Source organism: Planctomycetia bacterium, from assembly GCA_016795155.1.
In the GTDB taxonomy this organism is placed as follows: domain Bacteria; phylum Planctomycetota; class Planctomycetia; order Gemmatales; family HRBIN36; genus JAEUIE01.
Genome location: JAEUIE010000044.1, coordinates 177,482 through 194,608, shown reverse-complemented (window position 1 = coordinate 194,608; position 17,127 = coordinate 177,482). Strand labels below are relative to the sequence as shown.

The 17,127-nt window shown below is 49.5% G+C and carries 15 protein-coding genes; 7 read left to right on the top strand and 8 right to left on the bottom strand.

Features of this window, described 5'->3' with window-relative positions; translation table 11 throughout:
* The 6 genes from JNJ77_15640 to JNJ77_15615 all read left to right on the top strand — a co-directional run bounded on the left by JNJ77_15640 (nt 1) and on the right by JNJ77_15615 (nt 6,327).
* On the top strand, nt 1-600 hold the full coding sequence (locus JNJ77_15640) for a riboflavin synthase (GenBank protein ID MBL8824020.1): 600 nt from the start codon (nt 1-3) through the stop codon (nt 598-600).
* On the top strand, nt 597-1,397 hold the full coding sequence (locus JNJ77_15635) for a metallophosphoesterase (GenBank protein ID MBL8824019.1): 801 nt from the start codon (nt 597-599) through the stop codon (nt 1,395-1,397). The genes JNJ77_15640 and JNJ77_15635 overlap by 4 nt, the downstream gene beginning before the upstream one ends.
* 198 nt (nt 1,398-1,595) lie before the next feature.
* A complete protein-coding gene (locus tag JNJ77_15630; GenBank protein ID MBL8824018.1) occupies nt 1,596-2,948 on the top strand; it encodes a hypothetical protein in 1,353 nt (450 codons plus the stop codon).
* A gap of 24 nt (nt 2,949-2,972) precedes the next feature.
* Nucleotides 2,973-3,659 carry a nickel pincer cofactor biosynthesis protein LarB gene (larB, locus tag JNJ77_15625; protein ID MBL8824017.1) on the top strand — a complete coding sequence of 229 codons (687 nt, stop codon included), beginning with the start codon at nt 2,973-2,975 and terminating at the stop codon, nt 3,657-3,659.
* A gap of 2 nt (nt 3,660-3,661) precedes the next feature.
* Nucleotides 3,662-4,276 carry a phosphoribosylglycinamide formyltransferase gene (locus JNJ77_15620; GenBank protein ID MBL8824016.1) on the top strand — a complete coding sequence of 205 codons (615 nt, stop codon included), beginning with the start codon at nt 3,662-3,664 and terminating at the stop codon, nt 4,274-4,276.
* A gap of 104 nt (nt 4,277-4,380) precedes the next feature.
* Nucleotides 4,381-6,327, top strand: coding sequence for a protein kinase (locus tag JNJ77_15615; protein ID MBL8824015.1), 1,947 nt, complete (start codon nt 4,381-4,383; stop codon nt 6,325-6,327).
* 46 nt (nt 6,328-6,373) lie between these two features.
* Here the strand turns inward: JNJ77_15615 and JNJ77_15610 are convergent, their stop codons facing one another.
* The 5 genes from JNJ77_15610 to JNJ77_15590 form a co-directional block, all read right to left on the bottom strand.
* Nucleotides 6,374-6,604, bottom strand: a complete 231-nt coding sequence (locus JNJ77_15610) for a hypothetical protein (GenBank protein MBL8824014.1) — start codon at nt 6,602-6,604, stop codon at nt 6,374-6,376.
* Nucleotides 6,601-8,796: a ferrous iron transport protein B gene (gene feoB, locus JNJ77_15605; GenBank protein MBL8824013.1), complete on the bottom strand. Its 2,196-nt coding sequence runs from the start codon at nt 8,794-8,796 to the stop codon at nt 6,601-6,603. The genes JNJ77_15610 and feoB overlap by 4 nt, the downstream gene beginning before the upstream one ends.
* A gap of 12 nt (nt 8,797-8,808) precedes the next feature.
* Entirely contained in the window at nt 8,809-9,060 is a 252-nt protein-coding gene (locus JNJ77_15600) for a ferrous iron transport protein A (GenBank protein MBL8824012.1), read from the bottom strand.
* On the bottom strand, nt 9,032-9,277 hold the full coding sequence (locus JNJ77_15595; GenBank protein ID MBL8824011.1) for a ferrous iron transport protein A: 246 nt from the start codon (nt 9,275-9,277) through the stop codon (nt 9,032-9,034). The genes JNJ77_15600 and JNJ77_15595 overlap by 29 nt, the downstream gene beginning before the upstream one ends.
* A gap of 198 nt (nt 9,278-9,475) precedes the next feature.
* A complete protein-coding gene (locus JNJ77_15590; protein ID MBL8824010.1) occupies nt 9,476-12,193 on the bottom strand; it encodes an exo-alpha-sialidase in 2,718 nt (905 codons plus the stop codon).
* 236 nt (nt 12,194-12,429) lie between these two features.
* On the opposite strand from JNJ77_15590, the gene JNJ77_15585 reads away from it, so the two are divergent.
* On the top strand, nt 12,430-13,893 hold the full coding sequence (locus JNJ77_15585; GenBank protein MBL8824009.1) for a hypothetical protein: 1,464 nt from the start codon (nt 12,430-12,432) through the stop codon (nt 13,891-13,893).
* Here JNJ77_15585 and JNJ77_15580 read toward each other — a convergent pair.
* The 3 genes from JNJ77_15580 to JNJ77_15570 are packed head-to-tail and all read right to left on the bottom strand — an operon-like array spanning nt 13,878 to nt 17,083.
* Nucleotides 13,878-14,711: a lipase family protein gene (locus JNJ77_15580; GenBank protein MBL8824008.1), complete on the bottom strand. Its 834-nt coding sequence runs from the start codon at nt 14,709-14,711 to the stop codon at nt 13,878-13,880. The genes JNJ77_15585 and JNJ77_15580 overlap by 16 nt on opposite strands.
* A gap of 39 nt (nt 14,712-14,750) precedes the next feature.
* Entirely contained in the window at nt 14,751-15,734 is a 984-nt protein-coding gene (locus JNJ77_15575; protein MBL8824007.1) for a hypothetical protein, read from the bottom strand.
* A gap of 56 nt (nt 15,735-15,790) precedes the next feature.
* A complete protein-coding gene (locus tag JNJ77_15570) occupies nt 15,791-17,083 on the bottom strand; it encodes a serine hydrolase (GenBank protein ID MBL8824006.1) in 1,293 nt (430 codons plus the stop codon).
* Between the last annotated feature and the right edge of the window lie 44 nt (nt 17,084-17,127).

The window sequence follows — 17,127 nt, the reverse complement described above, 5'->3', positions numbered from 1 at the left end:
ATGTTTACGGGTTTAGTTGAAACACAGGGAAAAGTCGTTCAATTTCTGCCGAATGAAGACGGCAACAAGCTGGTCATCCAATCCAACATGTTTGATGAAACCATCAAGATGGGTGAGAGTATTGCTGTCAATGGCGTTTGTCTGACAGTTGTTACAAAGGATCAGCAACAGTCCACATTTCAACTTGCTCCTGAAACTCTCCGCCGCACAAACCTGGTTGATCTTAAGCCGGGCTGCATGGTGAACCTGGAACGTGCATTGAAAATGGGCGATAGGCTGGGAGGGCACTGGGTGCAAGGACATGTCGATGGAGTTGGAATACTCCTTCGACGCCAACCTGACCAAAACTGGGAGTTATTTCATTTTGAGTTGCCTGGTGAACTGTCACGTTATGCAGTTGCCAAGGGATCTATCACAATCAACGGCGTCAGCCTCACGGTGGTAAATGTCTCTGACTTAGAATTCAGTATTGCCTTGATACCACATACGCTCGAGGTAACCAATCTTGGTCAGCTCAAGCCAGGCGATAAGGTTAATCTCGAAGTGGATATACTTGCCAAGTATGTGGAACGACTCTTATCAGACAGGCATGTCACATGAAACACATCCGTAGACAATTTGTCCAAGGATCACTTCAGACTCTTCTGGCCGCAGGTATGTGGCCCGGTGTACTTGACGCTAAAGAGGTAAATACCGGCTCTTTTCATTTTGTAGCAGTCAATGACTTGCATTACTTCAATGAGAAATGTGTGCCCTGGTTTGAACGCATGGTGAAAGCCATGACATCGCAGCCTGAGAAAATTGATTTCGTTTTGATCAGTGGTGATTTGACGGAACATGGTACGCAGCAACAGAACGGCGTCATTCGCGACATCCTGAAAACGCTACCGTTTCCTTATCATGTGGTGGTAGGCAACCACGATTATCAGGGACCCTCCGATCGTACCAGCTTTGATCAACTCTTTCCCAAGCAGATCAATTACCACTTTGAACATGCAGGCTGGCAGTTCATAGGCCTCGATACTTCAGAAGGGCAGAAGTCGAAAGACGTCAAAGCGCCGCAAGCAACATTCCAATGGCTGGATGACCAGCTTCCACGTTTGAATAAAAGCAAACCAACCATTTTATTCACCCATTTTCCATTGGTTTTTGGGGTGCCGTTTATCCTTCAGAATGCCAAACCGTTACTGGAACGATTCGCTTCCTTTAATCTGAAAGCCGTCTATTCTGGGCACTACCATGGGTTTACCGAGAGGAAATTTGGTCAAACCGTGTTAACTACCAACCAATGTTGTTCGTTCGCACGGGCCAACCATGACAGAAGCCCCGGAAAGGGCTTTTTTGTATGCTCGGTTGCGGACGGAAAACTGAATCGCAGCATGGTGGAACTGAAGTGAGTGCTGCGGGTTCACTTGTGCCTTGTTATAATGAACAGGGCAGACATCTCCCCCTAACCGTCATAATCCGACATGGCATTTCTTGTGAATATGCACGGAGATGCAAGTCTGGTGCTTGACGCGATGAACCTAAGCAGTTAGCCTGAATAACACATCAATTGCTGATGCATTCCGTTATCAGCTTTCAGAGGATTTCCCGTGTTGGCGCCATTCAAAAATATTTCAGCCCTGTTGGTTGGCCTGTTCATCACTGTTCTGGGTGTGGCCCAGCCACCTGCTCCAGCATTAACGGCTGAACGTGCTGACGTGGAAGACAAGGATGTCCCCAAGTCTGGTGAAATCAGCACGGTGCTAAGGTTTGCCTTGTCTCCCGAAATAGACAACGTCATTCAAAGCAATGCTGATAAGGCAGTTGTGGATAAGGTGTTGAAGTATTACCTGTATCGCCTGACTTGGGAAGAGGTACAGAAAGAACACGACCCAGCTGCAGTAGGCACGATCAGTTCCATCATGGCAGAACTGATTGGTTCAGAAGAAACCAATCCTCGCTTTCTACCCCGTCCGTTTTCTGGACAGGCAGCTGACCAGGATATGGCAGCGATGCGACAGCGCCAGGTTGATAACGTCCGGAGCATGACCCCAATATTCATCAAGCATTGCAGGGTAGTGTTGTCAAACAGAATGCCTATTGCCCGCGTTAATGCAGTACGTGTCCTGGCAAAACTGGCTGAGTGGGGCCAGGAAGCAGTAGTGGATGAACTGGTTCGTGTGATCGAGCATCCACAGGAAATTGATGCAGTACGACTTCATGCATTCCGTGGGTTGGAAGAAATCTTCGCATTGCAAGGCAGCACTGAACTGAAGGCTAAAGGTTTGTTTCAAAGTAAGGAAGGTCAGGCACGATTGAAGAGTGCACTGACCAGCGTTTACAACTGGCTGGAAAGTCGAACCAGGGTCCCGGAAACCAGACTGCAGTTCATGAGCAGGGAAGAACAGGCAGGTGTACGTTATGTACGTCGTGCTGCAGCACTTGCTCTCGGTGCAGGACGCCGACCACTTATTGTGGATGATCGACAGGGAAACAAGCAGGAAGGCCCGGTTGCTGAGTTACTGTGCAAGATTGTAACTGGCGATGCAGCACTGGTGCCGCAACCAGATTTGCGCGAACGGGTCGATGCAGCGGTGGCACTCTGCCAATTGAGAACCGATTACAGTCCGAGTTATCAACCCGATTATGCTGCCTTCCAACTCGGAAGGTTCTTTACCGTTCTGGGTGCCGAAGCCAATGCTCGTCGTCAAGCCGCAGCAAGCCCGCTCGCGTGGGGTTTGCAGGCACAGCGTATGAAGACAGCATTGGATGGATTCACTTCCCAGAAAACGACAGGCCCCGTAACCTCGTATCTCAACAACTTCAATAACAAGGTTCGGGCATTGCTTGAGTTCTTTGATGATCCCAACAAAAACACCGATTCAATCAGCGGATTGAATGATTGGCTGAAAGACAATGTTGCGCCCAGCAAGCAAGTGTACCGTCCACTCGGTGAACGTTAGTCAGAACGGGAATCGACACCAGCTATGAACGATCCCGCTCGTGCTGATCTCGGCTTTGCTCAACTCGATCTGGCACGTCAACAACGATGTGGCTTCCCCGAAGTCATTTACGGGGAAGGTAAGACCATTGATGCCCTGCTGGCGATCGTTAAGACGATGCAACAGGCAGGACAGAACTGCCTGGTAACCAGAGTCAATGAATCACAATCCTTGGCACTTGCGGAATTATTTCCCGATGCAAAACAAAACCGGCTGGGACGTACTTTCTGGCTTACCACGAAGCCTGTAGAAACGGTTCCTGGGAAAATTGTTGTTGTGACAGCAGGTACTGCTGATATACCTGTTGCTCATGAAGCCGTGGAAAGCATTCAAGCAATGGGGATAGAGACAGAACTAATTGCTGATGTTGGCGTTGCCGGGCTGCATCGATTATTAGGTCAGATCGAACGTATTCGACAGGCCGATGTAGTAATCGTCGTGGCGGGTATGGAAGCAGCTTTGGCCAGCGTGGTTGGCGGTTTGGTTGCTGTCCCCGTGATAGCAGTACCTACCAGTGTTGGGTATGGCTCAAATTTTCAGGGACTAACAGCATTGCTGGGTATGCTCAACAGTTGTGCTGCCAACGTGGTGGTGGTGAACATTGATGCTGGTTTCAAAGCAGGCTATGTTGCCGGGCTGATGCTCTCTGCCCAACACAGGAAGTCAGGATAACCATGTCGATTCGGCTCGCTGTATTGCTGAGCGCCGGTGGTACGACACTGCAGAATCTGATTGATTGCATCAATCAGCAATCCCTTGATGCACAGATCGTGACAGTCATATCAAGCAGGCCGGGAGTGTATGGCCTGGTGCGGGCTGAACAGGCTGGAATTGCGCACCAAATTGTACCCCGCAAAGGGAAAACACGTGAACAGTTTGGCGAGAATATGTATCGGGCGATTCGTGCAGTTCAGCCTGATTTAGTATGCCTGGCAGGATTTTTGGAATTTTTACCCATTCCCGAGGACTTTACCCATCGAGTCATGAATATACACCCGTCGCTGATCCCTGCATTCAGTGGCAAAGGGTTTTACGGTCATCATGTTCACGAAGCAGCCTTGGAGGCAGGAGTGAAAGTTACTGGCTGCACCGTACATTTTGCAGATAATGAGTTTGACCATGGCCCGATCATACTGCAGAAAACGGTACCCGTCCTTGATAACGACAATGCAGAAACCCTTGCCCAGCGGGTATTTACGGCAGAATGCGAAGCATACCCAGAAGCCATCAGGCTTTTTGCTCAGGGGAAAATTCGAGTTCAGGGTCGTAGAGTGATCCTGGAAAAATAACGATTTGAAAACTTCGATATAATGTCAATTTGATGGTATAAGTTTGATCTTGCTAAAGATAAAAGTTAAGATCATGTATCCGCCTAACACTGGAGAAGCAGCCTATGCCGGTTGCCACATCTAATCAATTTCTGGAGACACTGCGTAAGAGTGGACTGGTTGAAGACTCCATACTTGATGCTTCGTTAAGCAGTTACACCGGCACAACAGAAGACCCGACCAAGATAGCTGAATACCTGGTCAAGAACAAACTCATTACGACATTTCAAGCACGATCCCTGCTGGCCGGTAGATATCGTGGCCTGGTGATTGGCGCCTATCGCGTGATGGAGAAGATCGGTTCGGGCGGCATGGGCATCGTGTACATGGCAGAGCATGAAAAGCTCAAACGTCGAGTAGCCATCAAGATTCTGCCTGAAGACAAGACACGAGACAAGCTGGCACTGGAACGCTTTTATCGAGAAGCCCGCGCTGCAGCAGCACTTGATCACCCCAATGTGGTTAAAGCCTTCGATGTCAGTGAACATCAGGGAATGCATTACCTGGTGATGGAGTATATCGATGGTACTAATCTTCAGAAGTATCTAGACACCAAGGGGCCATTACCCTGGAAGACGGCGCTGAACATCGTCGTGCAGGCCTGCAAAGGCTTACAGCATGCTCATGAGCGTAACATGGTGCATCGTGATATCAAACCTGCCAACATTCTGGTTGATAAGGGCGGGCAGGTTAAAATTCTTGATCTGGGACTCGCTCGTTCGTTCCAGATTTCGCAGGATAATCTGACGCAGGATCTCTCTGATGGCAAAGACATCATGGGATCGATTGATTACATAGCCCCCGAGCAGGCTATTGCCAACAATATGGTAGACATTCGAGCAGATATTTACAGTTTGGGCGCGACACTTTATTCACTGATCACGGGTAAACCCCCCGTGGAAGGCACGACAGCACAGAAACTCCTTCAGCACCAGATGCAGATGCCTACACCGGTAAGCAGACTTAATCCTGAAGTTCCGGAAGGTGTTTCTCACATCATCAACAAGATGATGGCTAAGCGTCCTGAACACCGATTCAGCGTACCCAGTGAAGTTGCCAGTGCACTGAGCCCGTTTATCAGCAACACATCTCAACCGATTTCAGGTGTTAACAGTTATCCCATGAATCCCAACCTGGCTGGCCCCCCCAGTGGAATGGCGCTTGGTCTGCACAGTGGCAACCTCGGCAGCGGAAACCTGGCCAGTGGTTCACTTACCAGCGGTAACCTGGGGCGTTCTACCGGTTCGCTGCAGCCTACGGTTCCCATCATGGGGAACTCACAATCCATTGCATCACACAGTACCAAGATCGAAGCCAAGGGCCAGACGACCAGGCTGAAAGTAGCCACCAAGAATATCAAGCTGGATAAGAAACTATCTACGAAGACCATCATTATTGTTGCTGTCCTGGCAGCCATTCTGATTCCCGGTTTGACCATTTTTCTCATCACCTCCGGAGGCAGGAAAGCACCGGTGGAAATTGATCCATCCATGCGGTTCACCATGAAAGGCGAGACGCTGAGTTTCAGTGCAGGTAGCAGGGTGCCTGAGCTTGCCATAACCGATTTTGATAACAATACCTTCAAGCTCAAAGATTATGCAGGCAAGGTGATCATCTTCCAATTCTGGGGGTTCTGGGATCCGCATAGCCTGAAAATGTTCAGGGAATTCAACGACATTTATAAAAAATATCAGGATCGTAATGTGGTCATCGTCGGAGTGAATACCGACATCAGCAAAGAGGAAATTGACCAGGGTATGCGCAACAACGAAGTGCCTGGAAGAAATGTTCGCAGCACTCAGCCAGACAAAACATCACTTGCCAGATTTTTTGGTGTCAAAGGCTCTCCGACAGTGTTCATCATCGATGGTAAAGGCGTTTTTCGCCATGTCTGGGAAGGCGAACCATCTATGGAACTCTTTGAAAAGCACCTGCAGAAATATGTCGAGGAAGCAGCAGCAGATGAATTATTAAAACAGCATCAACAACAGGCACAACCTGCCAAGAAATGAATCGGTACCCTTAGTCATCTTCGTATGACATTCTCAAGGTCATTAGTCAGGAATGAACAGCAGTGTTCTGCTGTCGATTCCTGATTTTGCTCGTAATAGCTTGTGAATCAATAAATGGGATGGAATGATTATTTGGAGGTTTACCCTGACAGCCACAAGTGTTACCACAGCCGCCAGAACGCAGGTTTCGCCAGCTTTTCCAACTGCGCAGGAGGCAATAGGCAACTGCCAGTACAATGCACAGCATCGTCAGAAACCATTGCCATTCGGCATTCATGATGCCCCCAGCCAGGATGCAGTCTGATAAGTTGCCCATGCTGCAACATAGGCTAACAAAGTCATGTAGATAAAGGTCAATGCAGGCCAGTACCAGGAGTTGCTTTCACGCGCAATCACTGCCAGGGTGGAAGCACATTGGCAGCACAAGGCAAAGAATACCATAATCGACAGTGCCGTCGCCAGACTGAACAGTCGTCGTCCGCTTCCATCATCGCGAACTGTTTCCTGCAGTTGTTTTCCCAGAGTTTCCTGAGTTTCATCGTCGGTTTCTCCCACATCGAAAAGAATGCCAAGTACCCCTACCATTACTTCACGAGCAGGAAAACTCGCCAGGGCCGCTGTGCCGATACGCCAGTCCCAGCCCAGTGGAGTTACCATCGGTTCCAGAGCATGTCCAACCCGCCCCAGATACGATTGGCGTTTCCATTGCCCCTGTAACTGTTTGATGCGCATTTCCAGTTGCTGTGCTTCCTCAGTTTTCATCGCCTTAACCAGCAATTCATGCTTCTCCTGCAATTCTGCAAGTTGCACATCGAATTGCACTCCCTGGTCATCAGTGTGAGGGAAATAGAGTAAAGCCCATACGATGATCATACTGGCTAAAATGAAGGTCCCCGCCCTGCGGATAAATGCCCAGCCTCGTTCCAGCATGCGGTGCAAAACCGAAAAAAGCGAAGGCCAGCGATAGGGTGGCAACTCCAGGATGAAGACAGGTGTTTCGCCTTTCAGGACGGTACGTTTCAGAATCAGAGCAACGAGTGGCGCTACAATCAGTCCGATCAGGTACATGCAGAACAATACCAAACCGGGCAGCCTGTTACCCAGCATCGTGTTCAGAGGAATAAACGCACCAATAAGGAGCGTATAGACTGGCAGCCGGGCGGAGCAGCTCATCAGAGGTGCGACCAGCATGGTTGCCAAACGGTCTCGTCTATCTTCGATAACCCGCGTAGCCATGACGCCTGGAATGGCACAGGCAAAAGAAGAGAGCAGGGGAATGAACGACTTTCCACTTAAGCCGCATCTAGACATGATCTTGTCCATCAGGTAGGCAGCGCGTGCCATGTAGCCACCATCTTCCAGAATGGCCAGAAACAGAAACAGGATGAGAATCTGAGGCAGGAACACGAGTACGCCGCCAACGCCGGCAAAGATGCCTTCTTCGATCAGACTTTTGAGTGGTCCGGGATCGAGCCAGCCACTGGCCCAGGAGCCGACGGTTTTAATTCCATTTCCAATTGCATCCTGTAACGGTGCAGCGCCCAGGTAGATGGCTTGAAAGATAACAAAGAGCAGCAACAGAAAGATCAGAAGACCCCACACACGATGAGTAACGATGCGATCAATGCGTGAGATGACATCACGATTCGAAGCGACTTGGCGCTCAATCGCATTCTGAACAACTTGCCTCAGGTATCCGTATCGTGTGCGCGCCTCTATTTGAGGTACACTGCAACCTGCCTGATCTAATCGCTGACGAGCTTCCTGCAGACTTGATCCCAAAGATTGACGGTACCGATCCTCGATGGCGCCTTGTTTGTCAATCAAAAGTCGGTTCACAATTGCTGGATGAATAACAGTTTGATTCAGGACTGAAGCCAGGTGTTTTTGTAATTGTTCCCGTTCCTGACAGAATGCATCAGGAAATGCTGGGGGTTTTGGTGTGTGGCAATTCGGAGATATTAATGCAGAACGGAGTTCTTTGAGCCCCGTTTTGCGATGGGCTTCCAGCGGATACATTGGTAAGCCAAGTCGCTGTCCAATGATCTCCAGGTCGAGTTTGATACCCTGATTTCTGGCCATATCCATCATGTTGACCGCAACGATAATGGGTATTCCCAAATCCATCAGTTGCGTAGTCAGGAATAAATGGCGTTCAAGATTAGTGGCATCAACAATGTTCAAGATCAGATCAGGCTTTGACTCGCCGGGCTGCTGACCGAGTAGAAGATCAACCGTCACCAGTTCATCCGGGCTTCGAGCCGCCAGGCTGTAGGTGCCTGGAAGATCAATCAGGTGAATGGTGACAACACCTTCCTGCAGCGTGCCGGTTTTCTTCTCAACTGTCACGCCGGGGTAATTGCCCGTTTTCTGATGTAGACCGGACAACGCATTGAACAACGTCGTCTTGCCGGTATTGGGGTTACCCACCAGTGCAATTGTCAGGGTACGTTGTTTCTTTTCAACCATGTGTGGTGTGGGTCAAGCAGAACGAGTGGCAGGTTCAACATGGATACGGGCAGCCTCATTGCGGCGGAGGCTGATGATCCCGTGTCGACTTTGGATTTCCAGCGGATCGCCCAACGGCGCAACGCCAATGATCTCAACGGTATCGCCTTCCAGCAGCCCCAGTTCAAGCAATCGCTGGGTGATGTAATCTGACCCCGTCATGCTCGTAATGGTAGCAGGGGTGTTCAGGGCTAGTTCAGGAAGTGGCAGCACGTTCCAACTCATTTAGTGGGCGCACATAGATGCAGTTGGATTGATCAGTTCGCAGACATAATCGGCACTGGCCCAGTTCAAACATGCACGGTGAACCTGGTGCCACCATGCGAACCCGGGCACCATGATGCAAGCCGAGGTCAGCCATACGCGCAACCCATGATGGATCGCCAACCACATCGGCTACTTCAGCCTTCTCGTTGCATTGCAGACATTCAAGAGGCAACATGTGCAAGTCTTTTGTTATTGAGACTGAATCTCATTACGCATATCTATAAGATAGTCCTTCAAAAACGACGGTCAAGCATATCATTTACATTTTTGTCATGATTTTTGGATGGTAGTTGTGGAACAGCTTTCCATGCCTGTGTTTTGTAATGATGCGAAAAGACAAGGATGATTGGAATCTTAACCCAAAAAGAACCTTTTAAGGTATATACCTGATCCAGAATGGTTGCACGATGGCTTCTGCGCCTGATTCCTGCACTATGCGAGCGGAATAACTGTGCCATTGTCTGTCAGCAACGTTGCTGGTGTACTCGAGAATGGAAGCCTGCCCGGGTGGGGTTTCATTCTTGACCATTTTGTTGTCCTGCCAGATTTCGACAGATTGCAGTTTGCTGGTACCCTGTGCGATAAGGCTGATTGTTGGTCTGAACGATGACTGAAAGATATCGCCAGGCAGGTTTTTACCGCAGCGAACCTGTAAATAGATGTCATCGGTAGCCATGTAGAAATGTCGTTCCCGCAATGCTTCCAGCAGATGATCGTACGATTTTCCATTAGCCATGGCGACGACGCGCATGGCAAGTGGTTTTGCGCTGCCTGCGCGTTCACTTGGACGCCACAAGGGCAATAAAACACTTTCCAGAGATTCGCTCAGGGAGTCGCCGGAAGTGGGCTGCGTTTGGGTGGCGAGTTGTTGCCATTCTTCGGTCAGAGAGAACCCGAGCCTTTGTCGCTGATTAACATACTGTCGAATCATATTGCGATCCGTAGTCTGCAACTGGCTGATACGCACCGGCTTGTCATTGGGTTTTCGGAAATCATCGAGGCGGGTAATGGGAGGCAGCGGCCACTCATCTTTTTTAGTGTCGATGTGCAGCAGCGGTTCACGCTGACCTGCGAGCGGGCGATAATAGCCAACCAGAAAATTGCGATCAGAAGTTTGGTTAATGGCATGGGCCCTCAATGCATTTTCCCATTGTCGGACCAGTGGTACCTGTTCCAGATTGGGGATGATGACCCAGTCATATAAGGCCTGTTCTGTGGCTAAGGCTGCCATCAACCAGGGATCATATCCAAGTGCAGCAACGCCTTCAGGAAGAAGTGTCAAACCTCGTAGCAGGTAGCGTTTGCTGAGAATCAAGTCATCAGATCGCTTACGGAACAATCGGGCCAGTTCTGAAAAAGCTTTCCAGGGATTCTCTGATTTGGATTCCACAGCTTTGGTACCAGGCGCAGGGGGAATCTCCAGAGCATTTAACACGACAGGTTGCGAGGCGAAGGATAATCGCACTCGACCTTTGCTATCAACCACTTCCTCCAGGCCAACGAGATGATTTGCCTGATGCAAGACAAGGGAGTGAGAGAAGGGATTCTTGTTCCCTGTGCTCAGTGCGATGGGTTCAGCCCAACCCGAAGAGGTCCAGTACGATGCATACAATCCGCCGGGTGTTTGAAATCCAACAACGGGCATATTGCTGCTGGAGAAGGAAAGATGTGGGCGGTAACAGCGGTTTTTCTGGATGATGCCTTTTAGTACGGATGGAGTCTTGATCAGTGGTCTTTCGTCGAGTGAACCGTCTTGACGTAGAGTCCGAATCCTTATCGAAGAAGTTGGCAACTGAGCGTTGCCAAAGCCACTAACGGTTTCGCTCTCTTCGTAGGCCACCCAAAGAAGGTTATTCGCATCACAGGCCAGTGCTGGGCGTAAGGCATTTCTACCCGCCTCAGAGAGATAAACAGGGTGGCTTTTTGGTTTGTTTTCATGCACTTTCACCGCTTCGATCACGAAGTTACCATTGCGGAACACAGACCATGCCGCAAACAGATTCCCCTGGCGATCTGCTGCCAGTGCCGGGAACCATCGCCCTTCACAGTCCTGCGGATGATCTGCGAGTGGACCGGGTGATTTCCAGGCATGCTTCTCATCATTGATCACTGCTGCCATGATGTCATAATGATTATCCATCCAGGTTTGCCAGGCGAGCCAGACTTTGCCTAGTGAATCAGTCTGGGCGACCAGCTGCTGACAGGAACCAGCTTTGGAGGTAAGCTTTACCGGTTTGGACCAGCTTAATCCGACGTCGCGAAACTGGTAATAAATATCCCAGCCATCCAGTTCTCGTTGTGCCCAGGCAACGTAAATACGTCCTGATGGATCAATGGCAATGACCGGATCCAGGCACGTTTCCAGGCGGGAAGTCACCGCTTCCGAATACTGCCAGGCACCATCCTGAAAGCGACTGATTCGCAGGGTGACCCCAGTGATAGGAGATTCGAGAGTCTCAAAGCTGCCATTTATAGCGCCATTCACATCGATGCCTTTGCTGCGTTCACTGTTCAGGTAGAGAAGGTAATCGTTTCCCTGGCTATCGCGGATGGTTTGCGGATACCAGTCGTCTGTCGAGGTGTCATTTTCGAAAAGTTGTTGAGGAGGTTGTATATTCAGACGCACCGTACCATCCTGCAGATCGAGTTGTTTGCCTTGTGTGAGATCAGCCTGGGGAATCTTCTGGGTCTGCTGATTGATAGTGAGTATCAGAGTATCGTCAGCGGGTGCTTGATAAACGATTCGCAAAACAACCGGTCGTTGGTCATCTTCGGAAAATTCAGAGACACAATCGAAACTGGCAGCAGAAATAGTGGAAGATGGACCAGCCTGCAACAAATAGAGTTGCAACAACTTGCCTTTCGCCAGCTTGATGTCGCCTTTCCAGGAGGATGATTTCCGGTCTTTTAATCCGAGATGGAGTTCTGCACCATAGGTATCAGGTCGAATGCTGACCATATTAGTCAAAGGGGCGACATATCCGATACGTCCCAGATCGTCTGCCGGGTCATAAAAGAAAGCATAGACACCAAGCCCGGCTATGACGAAAACCACCAGCCAGAAGATACGTGGGCCCCATGTCGATTGCATCGGGATCGCTCCTTGCCGTCAAGATCGGTAGTGTTCAACAGGATTCACGCTATTGTAGCCATTCTGCAGGCGAAACTCGCATAAATCCTGAGTATAATCTGAGCTATGAGAGCTCGCAAAAGAATCCGAGCGGTGATTCGGTACGGTCAGCGCCAAAAAACGCTTACCGTGGAATCCGACCCGAAACACTTCATATGCGTCTGCACTCAGGTTAATTCCACTCAACAGAGTGTCGCATGATTTCGGAATTTGTTGCACTGGCGCAACATATCAGTCTGCCAAACGCTGTCACCTGGTCCTGCATGGTGCTGGTACTGATTGTGATGCTCTTCGTGCGATTTACCAGACCCTGGCACTGGCGACACTGGGATCTACTGCTTTTGCTGCTACTGACCATTCCGATGCTTTTTCTTCGGGGAAGCCAGGAAAGGCGAGATGATCAGCAGCGTCTCTGGGGGAACGAAAACCAGTTGGTATTGTTGCACGCCGATTGCATGATGCGACTGGCTACCGCACAGGTTCAGCCAGTGAATTATACACTTCCGCTGACTGCCGGTGGCGAGCAGGCTACTCGGACCAATGCCAAATGGTTACGACATTTCGGTTTTCAGCATCAGGAAATCTGGCAAGCGTATTTCTGGTTGCTGATCGTCAGCGCTTTGCTCCTGCTTCGATGTCTGCTGGATCTAGGTTTGGAACAGCGGAGTGAATTCCGCTGCAATGTCACAACAGGCGGCATGATATGGCTGTGTCTGGTGATGCTGCTGGTGATGGGAGTTAAATCAGTATTGCCTGCCTGGCGGGGAGTACCTGGCCAGCAGAACGAGACACTCATCGTGCACATGCTGATACAGATGATTAATTCAGATCATTTTCTCAACTCAGTAGCATTAACCTGTCATGCTATTTTGGTAGTACACTTGATGCTGATCGGCTGGTTGCATTTCAGGAATCTGACAATCGGCGTAGCCGCTGCATTGCTGTATCTTCTCATGCCTTACACCGCCATCCTGATGCATAACCCATCCCAGGTGGTGGCATCAATGTTTATTGTGCTGGCTATCACCTGGTACCGCTCGCCGATCCTGGCAGGGCTGTTTCTCGGATTGGGAACAGGGTTTGGTTTTTATCCCTTCATCCTGTTACCTGCCTGGATTGGTTTTTACTTTCGACGCGGGCATGGCCGGTTTCTTCTGGCATATTTCTCAATCATCCTATTGTTTGCAGTTTTTCTATCGATCTTCGCAGGATTAGGGCAAGCCTGGGATACAGCGTGGATGTTAGCCGAATGGCAGGCTTGGAAGTTTGCGATCAAGCCGACAGCAGATGGATTGTGGAACACCGTTTCCCTTCACGCGGCATATCGCATTCCGCTTTTTATTGCTTTTATCGCCCTGATGATCACTTCAGCTTTCTGGCCACATCCCAAGCAACTCGGGCAGTTGATCTCGTGGTCAGCCACGCTGATAATTGGTGTACAGTTCTGGTATGCCGACGCTGGTGGTACCTATATTCTGTGGTATCTGCCACTCCTGGTTCTGCAGGCCGTTCGTCCCACATTATCGGAGGTGCGTGCAGTCAGAATCGTGCCGTCACAGGATCGGTTTACGAAAATCCTGAACTGGCTGTCTCCCTGGAAACAATCAAGTTCCACAGCTACAAGGCAAGATCATGAGTCGCCGACTCAACTGGCGGGTTGAAGAGACTCTTTCTGGATCATCGCAGTCAATCTTTCGATGTACCGTTCCATCACGTGATCCTGAATCCAGTTGGGAACCAGGTCGGAGATGCGTCCTTTGGCAGTCAGGATCGCAGTTACTGCATTCTTCAGGCGATTCAACGTCGTGGCAATTTCATTGACGTTGTAAGAAAGGGATCCATCTGCCTTGAAGTAGAGTAAAGAGCCTCCATCGCTGTATTGTCCCATGGGTGGCACATGGGGGATGATATCTTCATTGTGCACGAATCGGAGCAGGGTTACTCCATAAGTGGAAACAAACCGGGTATCTCCTACCTTGGGAGCACCAAAACTCACGACCAGATTCGGTTTGAAATCTTCCCCTTCTTCAGCGCAGGTGGCCAGGACTTTTCCAGCCAGGATGGAAAGTGCGCCACCCAGACTATGACCGGTAACATATATGGCCTGTTGATTCATTCGCAAACGACGGATGATTTCCAGATATTGCTTTGCTACACCGTCATGTGCCTGGGAAAAACCAGAGTGCACCTGGCAATTGTTCCATAATCTTTGCAGTGAGTTCAGGTCGGTACACCAATCAGTCCAGCGGTCTGCCTCGGTGCCTCGAAAAGCCAATACGATGGCTTGGTCGGTGGCTCCTACAAAGCCCTGCGTATCGTTCGGTCCTTCGAATGACTCTACCTGATCAAATGCGATTTGCGGATAATGTAAATAATCGCTGAATTTACCTCGCTCATACGCGGCATTGGCACAATGTGCCAGAAAAAGGGCGTTTTGTAATTCACTTTGATCCGGGCCGAAAGGTAAGCGACTGCTCATACTGGTTCCTCAGGGTGAAGATCGCTGATCTCTTGCAACTCAATGGCACAGTGCTTCCAGGGATGCTAATGCCACGGCAGGGTAAGTGACCATGGCCAGTTCTTTTTCTTCCGTTTGGTCCTGCTTGGCATGCACACTGACCAGACGCACATCGAGCGTGCAAGGTTCCGCATGCTGTGGACTGGCATACACGTACAAGCGTACGGGTATCATATTCTCAGTTGACAATAGATCAGCACGGCACTTCACTTCAGATATTTTTCCGAGTGCACCTTCCCGCAATGCAGCAATGATGGCATCCGTCCCCAATTCGGTTGGAATCTGGAAATTCGTACCACACCGTTCTGTTTTCCAACTGTAAGTCAACGGACAGAATGGCTGGCGAGCCGTTGCTCTGACCATGCTGAAGACGATTCCGGTGATGATCAGTAGTTCAACCATCCAATAGGCATAGGTGCCATAGTATCCCAGATTCAGTTTTTTCACCTTGATACCCTGAGTCGCTCGAAAGTTGATGTATTCTGGAAAGCTTTCCACTTTCATGGCAAGGACTGCCAGGTTCAGATCATTGTTCAGTTTCAAGTTCTTCAGTTGCTTGAGAACTGGGTTATCCTGTAACATAGCCTGAAACTCGAGGCGGTTTACATCGCGTTGCTCCAGAAACTGGCGATAATCGAGATACTGTTGTGTGAGAAAACAGAGGATGCCAGCGAATAGTCCAGCCAGGCCTGCCATGAAAGGCGATCGAACCTTGCCTGTTTTGATCAGTTGTGCTCCCAGACCGCCAAGGATGCACCCGATGATGATGGGAAAAAGAATGACCAGGTAAATCCATTGTCCAATAAAGTGGACAAGTGCTCCCAATGCAATCCCAGCGCCCATCAGGCCAAGCATCAGCATGATCAAGCCAGGTCCTGAGAATCCTCCATCTGGCCGAAAGGGTACTGCATCAAACTGCAAGTGTCGGGGTAATGCAGGGGTTTGTTCCGCAACAGGTTCTGGATTCTGTTCGTCGGCTTTCATGTTAATTGTCCTGAGATTCCATTTTGAGAATCACTCAGAATCAGTGGTTTTACCAGTTATCTGTTTTTTTCTAACAGACGTAAGGCGCGACCGACCAGGTTGATCCAGACCTGTTCATTCAGTGGTTGATCATATCGATTCCAGGTGAACGACAGAGTGTACCATTCGTCCTTGCGACGCAGTTTGCCGAGTAGTGTGAGATTGAGAACTCCCAGTTCGGCCCCACCTTTGAAAGCGAGTTGTTCCCAGGAATGATCATCGATGTCAAACGGCTTGGTGATGGAGAGCAGGGGCAGTGCTTCGTTCTGAAGAGTTGGCTTCTGTAGTCTTTCCATGATCCTGCAGAGATCATCGGTCGTGAAAAACCACTCGATGATATCGTTCGAAACTGGCGCTGAGTACACGCGGGGATTTTTCAATTCCACTCTTTCCGCTTCAGACAGAAACTTTCTCTTTTCTTCTTCTGAACGATGGGCATATGCACTTGTTTGGAAGGCAGGAAGTACAAGCTTGATCTTGAAGAGTTCACCTGTTCGCAGGAAAGGACGATTACGCTCAGGAAAATGTACTTGAACTTCCTGCTGGTGCTTTTCGAGTTTTTCTCGTCCCAGAATATGCATGATGTGATCCGCAGCAGTGTTATCGCTTCGAGAGACCATCAGGGTTGCAAGCGTGTGCAAAGTAACGGGACTTCCAACTGGCCAATCCTGCAGAATCCCTGAAGGCAGCGAACGCAGATTTTCTTTCAATGGAAATGTATCTGACCATTTCCTTTTGCCAGATGTGATTTCATCACAGAGAAGACTGAGTACCAGCAGTTTGAAGGATGAACCGACAGCTAATGGTTCATTAGAATTGCGAGAGAACAGTCGTGTGCGGGTGGGTGCGATCTTCCAGACGGAAGCAGCGTGGTCGCCCGGCAATCGCTGGATATCCACCTGCAGTTTGTCCCATGAGTCTTCACCCAGGTCAATCTTGTCGAAACGCAGTATATTCAGGCGATGTGGCTGGGTCAGTTCCACTTGAACAAAGGCCCGCAGCCTTCTTCCTGATTTACTGATTAATTCGTATTCAGCGATTCCTGGTGAGTGTATGCGACAGATTCGAATTCTTTCAATTTCACCAAGAAGTTTGCTGTTCTCCTGAATGACTCCTGTCAATTTGTCGAAAGAAACCTGGCTTAGGAATTCCTCAGTAAACCATTTCTCATCACTCTTCTGGAATTGAGTGAAGAAGTCTTCTAACCTCGTCGCTGTCATCTTGAGAAGTACATCTGAATCAGTTTGAGCAAAACTGGTAGTCGCAAACAAGAAGAACAATGCGAGCGCTAATTTACCTGAACTGTGCATAACCCCTATTCCCTTTGCATTTCTTCTCATTTTCAACTGTTCCA